The organism is Ruegeria sp. AL11 (assembly GCF_056540865.1).
The window spans coordinates 1-13464 of sequence record NZ_JBQFXO010000012.1; the positions used below are offsets into that span (position 1 = coordinate 1).

A 13464-nucleotide genomic window follows, 5' to 3' on the forward strand; every position below is an offset into this window, starting at 1 on the left:
GAGGCTATTCGCACAAATCCCCTAAAAGTCGCGCTTAGCCCTGATCAAACGTTGCCACGAGAACCAGATGCTGCAAGTGCATTCGGCAACTCAGAGCCCACTCTGACCGATGCTGCGCGATGCCACAATTGCAGCGATGCGCTGAAAGCTGACTTTTCAATTATTAGCGGGCGGCCCAGAACCGACCTGAAGCGCCTGGGCCCATACCTGCGGTCGCAGCGTGTTTCCAAGACGTTCGCTGCAACCCGAAAAATTCGCCTATACACACAGGAAAGGAAAACGAATACGTGGCTCGCCAGATAGATATCGACCTAAAGTTGGATTGGATTGCGCAAGATCCTCAGCTTACAAAATTGTAAACTTCGCCGCATCTTCCAGCAAAGCGCGGCTCCCATGTTGTTCTCATCGGGAGGCAATAAAGCCTTCAAGCAACAAACGATGGAGAGAAAACATGGACAAGAAAAACGCAGCGCTCGGCGCATTGGCAGGCCTGGTTCTTACAGGAGCTGTCGTCGGCTCGGTTTCGGCACAAAGCGCCGCAGAGGCGACGGGACTCACTTTGCAGCAGGCCATCGAAATCGCGCTTCAGGAAGTGTCCGGTGAGGTCCAAGAAGCGGAACTCGAAAACGAAAACGGGATGAAGATCTATGAGGTCGAAATCCTGGATGCAAGCGGTCAAGAGTTCGAAGTCGAGATTGCCGCCGAAACCGGTGCAGTGATTGAGGTTGAGGCTGAAGGTGAAGACGACGATGACGACAACGATGAAGATGAGACATAGGTCGCGGCCAAGCTGCGAATGATTGGCCAATTCGGAGGTCGCTCACTAGAGTGGCCTCCGAATGCGTGACGGTAAGGGTTCACATGCGAATTTTGTTTCTGGAAGACGATAGCCAACTTGGGTCTTGGGTCTCTAACGGCCTGCGCGAAGAAGGTCATGTCATCGACCATTTCGAGGATGGCAAAGACGCTTTGATGGCGGCTATGACTCAGGAGTACGATCTTCTAATTCTGGACCGCATGGTCCCGGGTCTCGATGGGTTGGCGGTTCTGAAATCCTTGCGTGCGTCGAAGAATAGCACCCCCGCTCTTTTTCTAACGGCTTTGGGTGAGGTCGACGCCCGAGTCGAAGGCTTTGATGCTGGCGGCGATGATTATCTTACGAAACCTTTCGCCTTTGCCGAACTCTCTGCCCGCGTAGGCGCTTTGGGCCGCCGCCGCGAAGGCATGGAGGCGAGACAGCCGGAAGCCACGGTCTTGCGCCATGGGGATCTAAGCCTCGATCTTCTGGCGCGAACCTGCAAACGCCAGGATCAACAGATTGAGCTATTGGCCAAGGAGTTCAAACTTCTGGAATACTTGATGCGAAGACCGGGTCGATTGGTGACACGTACGATGCTGCTGGAACAGGTCTGGGATATGAGTTTTGACCCGACCACAAGTGTCGTGGAGACCCATATCAGCCGGCTACGCACCAAAATCGACAAGCCGTTTGATACACCGCTGATCCGAACCCGTCGTGGGGAAGGCTATGTCTTTGGCCGGTAATCTAACCTGGCTTCGCCGCTCCTCGACCTTGCGGCTGGCGCTGGTATTGTCAGCCATTTTCGCGCTTTGCATGGCTACCGCTGCCTACATCACGATTAAGGTAGGCTCAGATGTGTTTGAACGTCGTATCGATACGACGCTGGATGCACTGGCAAAGGCCTCGGCCCTTGAGGGTGCGCGCGGTGACCGGTTTGGCGTCATCTTGCGTCACCCAGATGATCTCGAAGACCTGCCAATTGCTTTTCAGCGTGTGGTTGCGCGCGGCGGAGGGACGGTGGAGCTGTCCGATGATTTTCGGGAATCCGAAGCTTGGCGCGTTCTTGTAGATACTGACAGTCAAGGCGTGCCGGTCATGGCGGCCGTTCCGCTTGATGACGCGGAGGATGCGTTTGAACTCTTAGGCGGTGTTCTCTGGACCACGATGTTGACAATGATTGTTCTGACATTGGTGGTAGGGTTTGCCACCGGTATCGTCGCCCAGCGACGTCTCAAGCGGATCAACAGCACGCTTTCGGCTTTGGCCTCTGGCGACCTCAGCGCGCGCACAGAGATCACGCGGAACAAGGATGACCTCGACGACATGGCACGTCAGGTGGATTTAACTGCCGCCGAGTTGGAGCGGCTGGTCGCCCAGACCCGCCATCTCAGCGCGAATTTGGCGCATGACCTGCGCACCCCACTGGCCCGCCTGCGGTCTCGACTTGAAAGCTTGCCTGAAGGAGAGGAACGCGGTGCAGCCCTGGAAGAAGCAGAGCGTTTGTCCGGCATTTTCGATACGATCATGCGGGTCGCTCGGATTGAGGCCGCCCAAGGCACAGACGGATTCGAAAAGGTTGATCTGACGGACTTGATGGCCGACATGTCGATGACATTTGGCCCAGTGATTGAGGACGCAGGCAAAGTGCTGCAATTTGATGCAAGTGACGCTGCAACGGTTTTCGCAGATCGTCAGATGCTTGTTCAGGCAGTTGCAAACCTCATACAGAATGCGATGCGCTATGGAGGAGATCAGATCAATCTGGCAGCACGTGGTCGCACCATCAGTGTCGCCGACAACGGTCCCGGTGTGGCGCAAGAGAAATATGCCGAGATCATCAAGCCCATGGTCCGTCTTGACGCAACACGGCAGAGCGAGGGTACGGGTTTAGGCCTAGCCCTCGTTCGTGCGGTAGCAGATCGCCATGGTGCAGATCTTATCTTGTCGCAAACCGATCCCCACGGGCTGACGGTGACGCTGAAGTTTGCAAATTTGTAAGTTTTGACCCAAGCGCACGTAAAGCCCGAACCACATATCAGTTTCATCAACACAACAAATGAAACTGGAGATTAGGACATGAAAACTTATCTGAACAAGGTGACCTCTGCTGCTGCTGGTGTCGGCCTCTTTCTTGTGGCCTGTGTCGTAGCGAGCCTTGGCCTGTCCTTTATGGTCATCTTGGCGATGTTTGCACTGGCCATTGTAGGCCTAGGAGTCTTGGCTACTCCGCTTTTGGCGTTGCTTCAATTCTCAGAGCGCAAGGAAGTCGAGGCGGTTGTCAAGTAAACCGACTGCCTGCGGATGCGCCTGATTGAGGGCACAAAGTGCCGCGTGCTGTTCATTGGGGCGTTCAGGTTGGGCATGCCCGCTTCGGGCTGCCACCCGTCACCGATGAAAGATGAAGGAAACAGCAACTTCGAGCATCGTTGTTCGACGTCGTAAGCGGCATTAAATAGCCGCATCGTCGCCCAAATTTTAAACTTTCTAAGCAAGCATTGATGCCAGGTTATCAAGCGCCTTCTTTTAGCTAACTCCAAAAGCGCCCTTTAACCGCACGTCCAAGTTTTTGTAGCGTCACTTTGTGCGCCTATCGAAAGCAGGTGTTCTTGCGACAATTCTGAACGCAACCATTGACGAACCTACGCTCTGATTTCGTCCCTCATAAATTCTACAAAGGCCTTCACGCGAGGATTTCGATACGCTGACGGCAAATCGACACTTTGGATTGGAAACGTTCGGGTATGGATTGCGGCGAACAACTTGACCAATCGTCCGGTTTAGACGCATATCAGTGTCGTTTTAATCGGCCGTTTGTCAAAACTTGCTAAGTGTTTCCAGTATCAAACTCCGCGTAGCGTTGTCGTTGTTGAATATCCTGTCAGCGAGAAACTCAGACGGAAAATCGGGCCACGTTTTGCGCATTTGAACAACGAGCCGTTGTGCGTCTTCCGTGTTTCCCAACTGATCTTGTGCGACGGCTTGGAATAAGAGCGAAGGAGCACTAACCGGCGCTCCGGCAGCTGGCGCCCCCTGAAAGGCATCAACAACACTCTCGTAATTCCCGAGCATGAGTTGCGACACGCCCCAGATATTTCTCGCCCCGAACCTACCGGATCCTGATCTAGGTCTCTCCGGGTTACTGACTTCGGCAGCAAGTTCCGGGGCATTGGCAACTATGGCTGTGATACCTACAAGATCGAGAATATGGCCGTCCTTCGGCCCCAATTCGACGGACATTCTGGCGTATTTTAAAGCCTCGTTTGGCTGGTTATTGACAGCCAACACCCAACCATTTGCGCCATTTGCCCACGCATCAGCAGGGGACAATTCAAGGGCCTTTTCAGATAATTCCGAAGCTTGGCCCAAGAGATCGTCTCTTTGCGCTTCATCCGGGGACAGCATGGCCAGAGTCGCCAAAACCTGCGCCGATCCCGCATAGCCATCGGAGAGTGCTGGGTCTAGCTCGGCTGAATGCTGGAACATTCCCAGTGCTATTTGTTGGCGCTTGACGTCAAAAACGGGAAAAAACATGCCTCGGGCTTGATCCGCAAGGTTGGCCGCCTGAAGTCTTGTCAAAGATTGCTCACCAAGTGCTGCACGTTCAGCTTGTTCAATAGATTGAGCCGTTGGCGGTACTTCTGTGTTTTTCTCGCTCGTCCAGATGCCAAGCACAACGACTACTGCGAGGACCCCCAATCCAACTGGCAGCAATTGCAGCCAACGCCGACGCCCGCCAGGCTCATCGCCGTTCCTTGCATTTGGTACGTCGTCTTCAATTGTAGGCTCGTATGAAAACCGCGGCTTGTATCCGCCAGGATCAACAAAAATACGAACCCCTTCGCCGTCCCATTGATCTTCGTAAAACTCGCGCAATAGCCGACGCAGTCGCCTTGCTTCGACGCGAACGAGGTTTTGGCCGCCACTGCCATCAATGCGTCGTCCATAGACCTCTACAGCAATAGCTTTGCCTCGGATCTGGGGACCGCGGCCCGCGATAGCTTCCTCGACTACGTATGTAAGAAACTGTTGGAGACGGGGTGAAGCTTGAAACTCATCGCTCGATACAACGCGCTCGAGCGCTTCCCGGACAAGATCCGGCGATGGCTGCTCAACATGTTGATCTATCGGCAATTCATTGGCTTTGTTCAAGGCAAACTCACCCCCAACTCACGGTGACTCACTTGGCCTGCTTGGTCAACCACACTCATCTCGATGTGAGAATAGATAGTGGGAGCCGGGATTAATCCAGTGGCGGTGGACCTGACAGAAGAGATTCCAGAGCTGTCCGATGCGCTGTCAGGGCGTATCGAAACGGATGCGTTGCTCAAAGAGGTCGTCGAAGACCTGAAGAAAGCTTCCGAGCTGCTGGATGATGTATCGATCACAGCCTCAGAGCGCGCGGAATGGGCCCACATAAAATCTGAACTCGTGAACGAACTTCGCCGGATGGTGAAGCGCGATCCTCGCAACATTTCCAATTGAGGGCATGGCCATGACAAAAGAAGACAACGGCAAAGATCTTAAAAACGAACCGAACCAGCAATCTGACGACATCGAAAACCCTTCCCGGCGACACGTTATGCAGGGGCTGGCAGCAGGAGCGGTCGCGACCGGTGCTGTTAGCTACGGTACAGGAACCGCACAGGCGCACCCCGGAGAAGGACCACTAGGCGAAAGCCTAAAGAACCCTTACGGCGGCAGACCTGCGGGCGGTATCACGCTGCCGGAGTACTTCCGCCCCACAAAATACATGACAGGTTCGAACGCGAACTACTTCCCGCTGTCCGAAGAGCTCGGCCCCGACGAAATGCGGATATCGTTTTGTGGTTCCACCCCGTTTCCGCCCCGCGAAGATCAGGCTGGCACCTGTATCATGGTCGAGCTGGGGAATGGAAAGAGGTTCTTCTTCGACTTCGGGTCAGGTTGTGTTCGCAATATTATCGGGATGCAGGTTCCGGGTCAGTTGATCAACGACATCTTCATTACGCACCTGCATGTCGATCACTATGCCGACATCCCTTACATCTACCCGTTCCGGGCTTGGTCTGGTGGATACACACCGCTTCGCATTCACGGTCCATCAGGTCGGACACCCGAGCTTGGCACGGCCGGAATGGTTAAAGGCATGCAGCAAATGCTCAAATGGCATCTGGAGGCCTTTGATGTATTCCCGATTGGAGACGGCTATGAGATTGAGGTCAACGAATTCGATTTCCGCCAGGAAGGTGGCATCGTTTATGACGAAGATGGCGTGACTGTTCGGTCCTGGCCTCGTAGCCACGCCAAGGACGGAGCTGTGGGGTATCGGCTGGATTGGAATGGCCTGAGCTTTGTTTGGACCGGCGATGGCCGCCCTGATGAACTGAGCCTTGAATACGGAAAAGGCGTGGATGTGTTTGTGACCGAAATGTCCGGACAGGATATCGGTCAGTTGATGACCTACAAATACGGTTTGCCGCAAGAGCTGTTCAACTACACGATCGATACGCACCATACTTCGCACTATGCGGTCGGTAAGATGATGGCTGAGGCGCGCCCAAGGCTTGCAATGGTAACCCACTATACGCAAGACGAGGATATCGATGCTGAGATGTTGGCGGGAATCCGAGCGCACTATGATGGGTTGTTCGCCTGGGGTTTGGATGTCGCCGTTGTCAACGTAACCAAGGATGCAATCTGGTATCGGAAGGCGACGCTTCCCGGAAAGTCTGGATCTGTCGCCCCCTTCCGCGAATTGGGCAAGATGGAAGCAGAAGGCAAGATCACGCTGCCGGATGAAATCAAGCCGCCAGCACCGCGGTCATCACGTGCCGAACAGCAAGATCAGAAGTACCGAGACATGGAGATCGATCCCAAAGAATACTACCCAGCTGATGTATTCCGGGCTCCTGATCCAGAATGGCCCAGCGATTTCGTCATTAAGGTCGATGACGTCATCCCGAACCGAAAGAAGAAGGCGGAGTAACGACATGATCGAATTTGGGTCGTCATCCGCAATCCCCGTAACGATCCTTACCGGCTTTCTAGGAGCCGGTAAGACAACGCTTCTAAACCGCATCCTCACCGGCAATCACGGATTGCGAGTGGCAGTCCTGGTGAATGACTTTGGATCCATCAACGTCGATGCCGACTTGGTGGTCGGCCTCGAAGATGATGTGATGAGTCTAGCGAATGGCTGCGTGTGCTGCTCGATCCGAGACGACCTGATCGAAACGGTAGAGGCCGTTCTCGCCCGGCCTGAGAAACCGGAATATATCGTCCTTGAAGCAAGCGGAGTGTCGGACCCGTCATCAATTGCGATGACATTCACAGATCAGAAGTTTCGGGACATGATCCGCTTGGACAGCCTGATGTGTCTCGTCGATGCGGAACAGCTCTTTTCTGCGCCTGAACAAATGGAACTGAAGCTTCGTCAAATTGCGTTCTCGGACATGGTTATTTTGAACAAGGTTGATCTTGTCGACAGGGCTACGGTTCAGAAGGTGCATGATTGGCTCGGGTCTCGCTTTCGTCGCTATCGTTTGGTCGAAGCTGTCAATGCGAACGTCCCTCTGGACATACTTCTTTCAGTCGGCCGCTTTGCCTCAGAACAACTAGAAACAGAAGTACCTGACCATCATGAACATGGCCCCGGCTGCGGCTGTCACCACGCTAATCATTCAGACAGCTTTTCGACAACCATGATGAAAGCGGAACGCCCGATAAGCCTGTCCTCTCTCCGCAGCGCTATTCGGACGCTTCCCGGTGATGTCTATCGTCTCAAGGGTTTTGTCTTCAGTGAGGAGGATCCGGATCATCGTATTCTTGTCCAGGTCGTCGGTAAACGCATGGACATCGCGCGGGATGAAGTGTGGGGTGAGCGCAAACCCGAAACCAGGCTTGTTGCAATTGGTGCACCAGGAGCCCTTTCAGAGCACACTCTTTCAGATACGCTACTTGAGGCTGTATAGTGGCCCAATCGGCCGAACCTGGTCTTGTGCGTCTTTAGTAAGCTCAGATGCTTCGGTTCCTGGCCCAATGAATTCAGTGGAGTATCTGATATGCTAATCGTTCTGGCGCTGTATTTTGGCCTGGCATGGTTGGTGTTTTCAATACTCCGCCTGCTGCCTTGGAACGCGGTTTCAAAGACCTTCATCTATGGCGGTGGTGTCGTGATTGCATTAGTGGTTATCGGCGCGCTGAACCACACGACACCAAGCGGTACGGTTTCGGTCCAAGGCGCGGTGATCAGCATTGCCCCAAATGTTGCAGGACCAGTGACAGAAGTCGCGGCAGAGCCCAATGAGCTGGTATCAAAGGGGGATGTTCTTTTCCGGATAGATGATACGGAATTCGCAGCCGAGGTCGCTCGACTTGAAGCGTCGCTGGCCTCCGCGCAATCTGAGGCGGATCAACTGGGTCACGACCTTGAGGCGGCTGAGGCTGACATTGCCTCACTGTCCGCGCAACTGGATTTTGGCGTGGCGCGTCGCGATGACATTATCCGTCTCACCGAACGGGGAGCGTCCACTGAGTTCCAGCTTCAGGAAGCCGTTTCAACGATAGAGCAACTTGAGGCGGGCTTGCGCGCCGCAAACGCGCGGAAGGCGGGTCTTGAAAGGCGTATTGCCGCCCAAGTGGATGGGGTCGATGTTGGCGTTGCCGAGGTAGAGAATTTGCTGATCCAAGCGCGTTGGGCGTTGGAGCAAACAGTTGTACGAGCACCTGCAGATGGCATGGTTACAGGCCTGACCCTGCGCCCGGGGAACCGGGTTTCGACTCTGCAAGGGGCAATCAATTTTGTTGTACCGGGCGACAGGGTTCTGGTTGCGACACTTCCTTTGAGTAGCCTGCAAAACATATCCGTTGGCGACACTATTCGCGTTGCCCTGCGTAGTATGCCTGGAGCGGAGTTTGATACCACGATTTCGGACATACCACCCGCTACCAGCGAAGGGGCGTTGGATGCCAGAAGTGGGCTTCCGTCACTGCGTGAGTTGATTGGCGCGGCGGACTTCATCGTTGTTGCAGAAATTCCGGAAGATCAGAGTGCAAGGGTGACCAAACTGGGTGCATCTGGTACGGGCTTGGTTATCACCGAGGAAGCAGGTGCAATTTCGGTGTTGGCAGAAATTTTATTCTGGGTCACCAAGAAACTGAATTACCTTTGATTTAACTGAATTGCGCAAGGAACGACCTATGTCGCTACCTGCAAAATCATACTTTTGCTTTGAGCTTCACTAAATGAGACGTTCGCACCTCGCGACACCTATCAAATCAGGTGGGGTCATGATCCTGAGCACCCATCTCTTGCCGGGGCCGCGTGGCTGCTTGTGGTAGCGCATGTCTTCGCTCGCGTCCTTCTTGTGGTCCAATTTGGACAACAGCTCTTTGGACATCGCGATCAAATCTCCGCGTCATCAATAAATTAAATGTAGTGGCGGAGACGAAGGGATTCGAACCCTCGAGACGGTTTCCCGCCTACTCCCTTAGCAGGGGAGCGCCTTCGACCACTCGGCCACGTCTCCGACGACGGGTATATCCGTGCAAGCAACGGAAGTACAAGGCCATTTCTTCTAGGACTGGAATTTTTTACAGGTCCGCGCGAAACTATTGAAATAGCGCGAAATAGCGCTGTTTGACTACGGGCACCGACCCGTTCAACCTGCGCAGTACAGTTAACGATTATGATGAAACCACAGCAGAATCGAAGCTTTCGAGCGTAGCTGTTCCATGTAGACCAATTCAAATACTTTAGATCACAAGGCGATCGCAGTATGCGGTCAGAATAGCCAAGTTATCCTAGGCGTTGCCGTAGCAAAATCTCATATGAGCCTGACGAGGTGAGGACGTTATGCGATTGATCCAGTGGATCAATTGTAGTCTGAACGGGCTGTTTGGATTTTCTGACGCTGGTTGAGGGAGGGCGCAACCAGCGTTGCCGAACACAATTAAAATGTCAGTTATTAGGTGCAAACCCGACATACACAACTTTTCACTGAACTTCTGTTATGCGGACAAAGTTGCCATAGGCTAAATGGTTGTTGAGGACCGGTCTCAGCCCTAATCGGACATTCGAAACTGAGCTTTGCAAATCCAGACAAGCGGACATAGCATTAGTTCGCTGCATTTGCTCGAATCTCGGCAATTTCGCCAGTGCTTGGATCAGAATCGAGCTTTCAGCGAAGCCTCCGAATTTTGCCGGTCATCCTTAACCCATCGCGAAGGTTCAATCCCATCATCGCGAGGTTGGCTGCGCCAGCGATCAACTCAATCACCTGAACTGTGAAAAAGGTGCTGTCGAACTCGCCAGCAGCGGCTTTGCCAGCCAGAAACCAAGCGGCCGGTACGAGGATCAGCAAGCCGTTCAATGCAATGACAGGCATTCGGGTTTTCTTGGCCTTCGTCAGCGCATCCTTGCGTTTCCGGCCCATTGCCATGCCCGATCCGCCAGCAATCGCCATTGCCGGGATGAGGATGAACATGCCTTTCAGGATCAATGCCTTGACGGTTGCGACCGCTTCATGGCTCGCAAAGAGTTCGCTGGTGGCCGTTGATGTCCAGAAGAGGAGGATCATCACAAAGCCGATGCCCCCTGCGATGGCGTGAATCTTAGTTTTCATAGCGGTTCACTCAAATTGGCTCTTGGAAAGGATTTCGTCAGGCCGTGCAGCAATTCGGCACCGCAACCTTCTCAAACAGATGGGGGGCGGTCACAGCGCTTGAGGGATAATGGCTGAGCTGCTGCTGAAACTCGGGGTTTGAAAACGCCGCGTGGAAATCCGCAACAGACTCCCAGACCGCGTAGTTCAGGTACATGCTGCCGTCGCCAACGGCTTTGTGCAGTTGGGTGCTGATGTAACCCGGTTGCTTCTTCATCCATTGGGCATCGCACTTCCAAGCTTCTACCAAGGCGACTTGGTCAATTGGGTCGACTGTGAAGAGATTGACGAGAACGACGGGTCCAGCGTCGATGTTCAATTGCCGTTCAATGGGAAACTCTGGGTCGAGAGGTTTGAAACTGACCATTTCGGTACTCCTTGAAAGTAGCTTTGATTTGGTGTCATGTTGTCATATTTAGGAAGCATCAAGCACAATGACAACGTGTTGTCAAATAAAATGAGGAGTCGTTATGCCGGATGAACGAAGGACCGAAGAAGGAAAAGCCGTGACAGCCTTGATACTGGATGTGTTTCGGTTGAACGGTCGATTGCAGCTTGCCGGTGATCGCCTCGTATCAGAACTCGGTTTAACAAGTGCTCGATGGCAGATTCTTGGTGCCATCGCCTATTCTGATCGACCGGAATCCGTTGCCTGGCATGCACGGACGATGGGCGTTCACCGGCAGGGCGTACAACGGATCATCAATGAATTGAGCAAAGAAGGCATGGTGGAGTTTCAGCCGAACCCTCACCATAAGCGGGCGCACTTAGTCGTACTGACCCCAAAGGGGCAGGAGTTGTTCGAAGCCGCGATTGCGAGGCAAATCCCATGGGTGAATGAACTTTCGGAAGGCCTGTCGCCAGATGATATTGCGACAGCGCAAAATGTTGTCGACCGTCTCAAAACACGTCTCGAAGAAGCCTCAACGCGGCAAGATCAGAACCCGACCCAAAGCTGACGCTCATAGAGAGTGCGGCACCGGTCAAAGTGGGCTCTGAGCGGTCATTCAGTGAAATCTGCTCAATGTCTACTTTAAGGACATTTCTGCCATTCACGAAAAAGCACCGCGGATTTGAGGCTTGGACGACTACGTTTAGGCCAGTGAGTAACTTCGCCGACAAGTCTGACTTGTTTTCAACAAACTACTCGCGCAACATCTATGAACGTCCGGAACCAATTGGGAGGTTGGCATGGCGGAGCTACGCGAAATTGGTAAGACAGGGATACGGGTTCCTCGCGTCGGGTTTGGATCGACAGGGTTGGGAAGTATTCCGGAAATCTATGGGTATGAAGTTGAGGAAGACCGCGCGATTGATACAATTCGGGTAATTCTTTCGCAGCCAAATGCGTTCCTGGACACATCCCGTTGCTATGCCATGGGGCGAAGTGAAGAGCGCATAGGTAAAGTCATTCGTGAGCTTGGCGGTTGGCCGGAAGGGCGGGTGCTTTCCACCAAAGTCGACCGGGATATGGAAACCGGTGCCTTTGATGCTTCTCAGGCACGTAGGTCATTCGAGGAAAGTCTTTCGGCCCTAAGCGTCGACAGCGTCGATATACTCCACGTCCATGATGTCGAATATGCAAACGATCTATCTGAGGTCAAAGGACCGGGTGGCGCGATTGAAGAGGTGTTCCGTATCAAGGAGGAAGGTCTGGCAAAGGCGGTCGGAATCGCAGCAGGACGTATCGACTTGATGATGCCAATTTTGGAGGGTTGGGATTTTGACGTGGTCCTGACACACAACCGGCATACGCTGGTAAACGACAACGCGGCACCTCTGATAGAACTCGCGAAATCACGAGGCGTTTCGATATTGAACGCAGCACCTTATTCCGGAGGTGCACTTGCCCGAGGAAGCGCGATCCATCGCTTTTATGTCTATCGTCCTGCAGATGATGAAGTACTTGCGCCAATACAATCTGTTGAAGAGGTATGCGGGCACTACGATGTTCCAGTCGGGGCGGTCGCGTTGCAATACTCTTTGAAAAACGACGACATCACTTCGACCGTTTGCGGGGTGACGTGGCCTCAGCATGTTCAACAGGCGATGGAATGGGCAGAGTGGTCCATCCCAGATGGTGTTTGGGAAGAACTAGCCCAGCTCGGGATATCTTCGGAGGACCCAGAGGCATAAAGTGAAATCCCAGAGGGGCAGTATAGCAAACAATGCGGAAGATCATTCGAGACTTGATAAGGTGCTTAGAACCGGTTTTCGAAAAGGAAACGGTGTCCTCAGTACCTGCTAGTCTCGGCAAGGCCAATAATCAAAGGGATCAATATGATTGCATTACTATTTGCGTTGTTCACATGCGCCCTCGGGCTCGCTTACTATAAACTCGTCCGCCTTTCATACGCACTCTTCGTAGTTACGCTTTTGGCGAGCGTTTATTGGCTTAAATTTCATGCAACAACGCCGCTTTCAATCCAACTGTGAGATCGTTCCATGTCACCTGAATTTGCCCGAAATATGAACGCGCTTGGTGCCCTGGCTGTCTGCCTCGTGTTGGTTCTTGCATTCTATTTTCAACTTGTTCTCTACGAATTACCCTGTCCGTTATGTCTATTGCAGCGTGTCGGTTTCGTGGCCGTGGGGTTTGGGCTCGGGCTAAATCTGTTATGGGGCACGCGTGCAAGGAACTACGGAATCGTCCTTGTGGCAGCAATATTCGGTATCAGCGTTTCGATCCGCCAAATCCTACTGCACATAGTGCCCGGCACCGGGCACTATGGGTCTCCGGTTCTTGGTCTGCATTTTTACACTTGGGCCGGCATAGCCTTCGGATTGATCATACTCGGGACTGCAGTGATGCTTGTCTTTGAAAAGCAATATGATCTAGCCGCGGACGTCAGGGCATCGGAACGGTTCGGTGGAAGCAAGTTGGCCAAAACGGCTTTCATGTTGATCTTAGTTTTGGCAGTTGCTAACGCAGGCTCAGCTCTACTGGAGTGTGGACCAGGTATTTGCGACGATCCGCCAACAGACTACAAATTTTTGGATAAGCTTGAGTAAGCAAGGGAA

At 53.2% G+C, this 13464-nt stretch carries 15 protein-coding genes and 1 tRNA gene; 12 read left to right on the forward strand and 4 right to left on the reverse strand.

Translation table 11 applies throughout. From position 1 onward, the window contains the following. Window positions 1–451: 451 nt before the first annotated feature. From ACR0IP_RS18705 to ACR0IP_RS18720, 4 genes are all read left to right on the forward strand, one after another. Window positions 452–778 carry a PepSY domain-containing protein gene (locus ACR0IP_RS18705; RefSeq protein WP_480527214.1) on the forward strand — a complete coding sequence of 109 codons (327 nt, stop codon included), beginning with the start codon at window positions 452–454 and terminating at the stop codon, window positions 776–778. 83 nt (window positions 779–861) lie between these two features. Then, a complete protein-coding gene (locus ACR0IP_RS18710) occupies window positions 862–1545 on the forward strand; it encodes a winged helix-turn-helix domain-containing protein (RefSeq protein WP_480527216.1) in 684 nt (227 codons plus the stop codon). Continuing rightward, window positions 1529–2800, forward strand: coding sequence for a sensor histidine kinase (locus ACR0IP_RS18715; RefSeq protein ID WP_480527219.1), 1272 nt, complete (start codon window positions 1529–1531; stop codon window positions 2798–2800). Before ACR0IP_RS18710 ends, ACR0IP_RS18715 begins: the two co-directional genes overlap by 17 nt. A gap of 78 nt (window positions 2801–2878) precedes the next feature. Beyond that, window positions 2879–3088 carry a hypothetical protein gene (locus ACR0IP_RS18720; RefSeq protein ID WP_170379232.1) on the forward strand — a complete coding sequence of 70 codons (210 nt, stop codon included), beginning with the start codon at window positions 2879–2881 and terminating at the stop codon, window positions 3086–3088. A gap of 528 nt (window positions 3089–3616) precedes the next feature. Here the strand turns inward: ACR0IP_RS18720 and ACR0IP_RS18725 are convergent. After that, window positions 3617–4951, reverse strand: a complete 1335-nt coding sequence (locus tag ACR0IP_RS18725; RefSeq protein WP_480527221.1) for a tetratricopeptide repeat protein — start codon at window positions 4949–4951, stop codon at window positions 3617–3619. A gap of 78 nt (window positions 4952–5029) precedes the next feature. On the opposite strand from ACR0IP_RS18725, the gene ACR0IP_RS18730 reads away from it, so the two are divergent. The 4 genes from ACR0IP_RS18730 (at window position 5030) to ACR0IP_RS18745 (ending at window position 8952) form a co-directional block, all read left to right on the forward strand. After that, the gene (locus ACR0IP_RS18730; RefSeq protein WP_170678230.1) at window positions 5030–5284 is read left to right on the forward strand and encodes a hypothetical protein; all 255 of its coding nucleotides are present in this window, start codon (window positions 5030–5032) and stop codon (window positions 5282–5284) included. Window positions 5285–5294: 10 nt separating this feature from the next. Next, window positions 5295–6767 carry a guanitoxin biosynthesis MBL fold metallo-hydrolase GntH gene (gene gntH, locus ACR0IP_RS18735; RefSeq protein WP_170678228.1) on the forward strand — a complete coding sequence of 491 codons (1473 nt, stop codon included), beginning with the start codon at window positions 5295–5297 and terminating at the stop codon, window positions 6765–6767. Window positions 6768–6771: 4 nt separating this feature from the next. Beyond that, window positions 6772–7752 (forward strand): CobW family GTP-binding protein, encoded by a 981-nt coding sequence (locus ACR0IP_RS18740; RefSeq protein ID WP_480527224.1) that lies wholly within the window; start codon window positions 6772–6774, stop codon window positions 7750–7752. Between the two features lie 90 nt (window positions 7753–7842). Further along, window positions 7843–8952, forward strand: a complete 1110-nt coding sequence (locus ACR0IP_RS18745; protein ID WP_480527226.1) for an HlyD family secretion protein — start codon at window positions 7843–7845, stop codon at window positions 8950–8952. 267 nt (window positions 8953–9219) lie between these two features. Here the strand turns inward: ACR0IP_RS18745 and ACR0IP_RS18750 are convergent. The 3 genes from ACR0IP_RS18750 to ACR0IP_RS18760 form a co-directional block, all read right to left on the reverse strand. Beyond that, window positions 9220–9309: transfer RNA gene (locus tag ACR0IP_RS18750), tRNA-Ser, on the reverse strand. Between the two features lie 651 nt (window positions 9310–9960). After that, window positions 9961–10404, reverse strand: coding sequence for a hypothetical protein (locus ACR0IP_RS18755; RefSeq protein WP_480527228.1), 444 nt, complete (start codon window positions 10402–10404; stop codon window positions 9961–9963). Window positions 10405–10441: 37 nt separating this feature from the next. After that, window positions 10442–10810 (reverse strand): antibiotic biosynthesis monooxygenase family protein, encoded by a 369-nt coding sequence (locus ACR0IP_RS18760; RefSeq protein WP_170768125.1) that lies wholly within the window; start codon window positions 10808–10810, stop codon window positions 10442–10444. 103 nt (window positions 10811–10913) lie between these two features. Between ACR0IP_RS18760 and ACR0IP_RS18765 the strand changes: the two genes are divergently transcribed. From ACR0IP_RS18765 to ACR0IP_RS18780, 4 genes are all read left to right on the forward strand, one after another. Continuing rightward, window positions 10914–11402, forward strand: coding sequence for a MarR family winged helix-turn-helix transcriptional regulator (locus tag ACR0IP_RS18765; RefSeq protein ID WP_170768124.1), 489 nt, complete (start codon window positions 10914–10916; stop codon window positions 11400–11402). A gap of 232 nt (window positions 11403–11634) precedes the next feature. Then, window positions 11635–12579: an aldo/keto reductase gene (locus ACR0IP_RS18770; protein WP_480527230.1), complete on the forward strand. Its 945-nt coding sequence runs from the start codon at window positions 11635–11637 to the stop codon at window positions 12577–12579. 144 nt (window positions 12580–12723) lie between these two features. Continuing rightward, a complete protein-coding gene (locus ACR0IP_RS18775) occupies window positions 12724–12879 on the forward strand; it encodes a DUF5993 family protein (RefSeq protein ID WP_425084400.1) in 156 nt (51 codons plus the stop codon). A gap of 9 nt (window positions 12880–12888) precedes the next feature. Beyond that, entirely contained in the window at window positions 12889–13455 is a 567-nt protein-coding gene (locus tag ACR0IP_RS18780) for a disulfide bond formation protein B (protein ID WP_170379215.1), read from the forward strand. Window positions 13456–13464 lie beyond the last annotated feature (9 nt).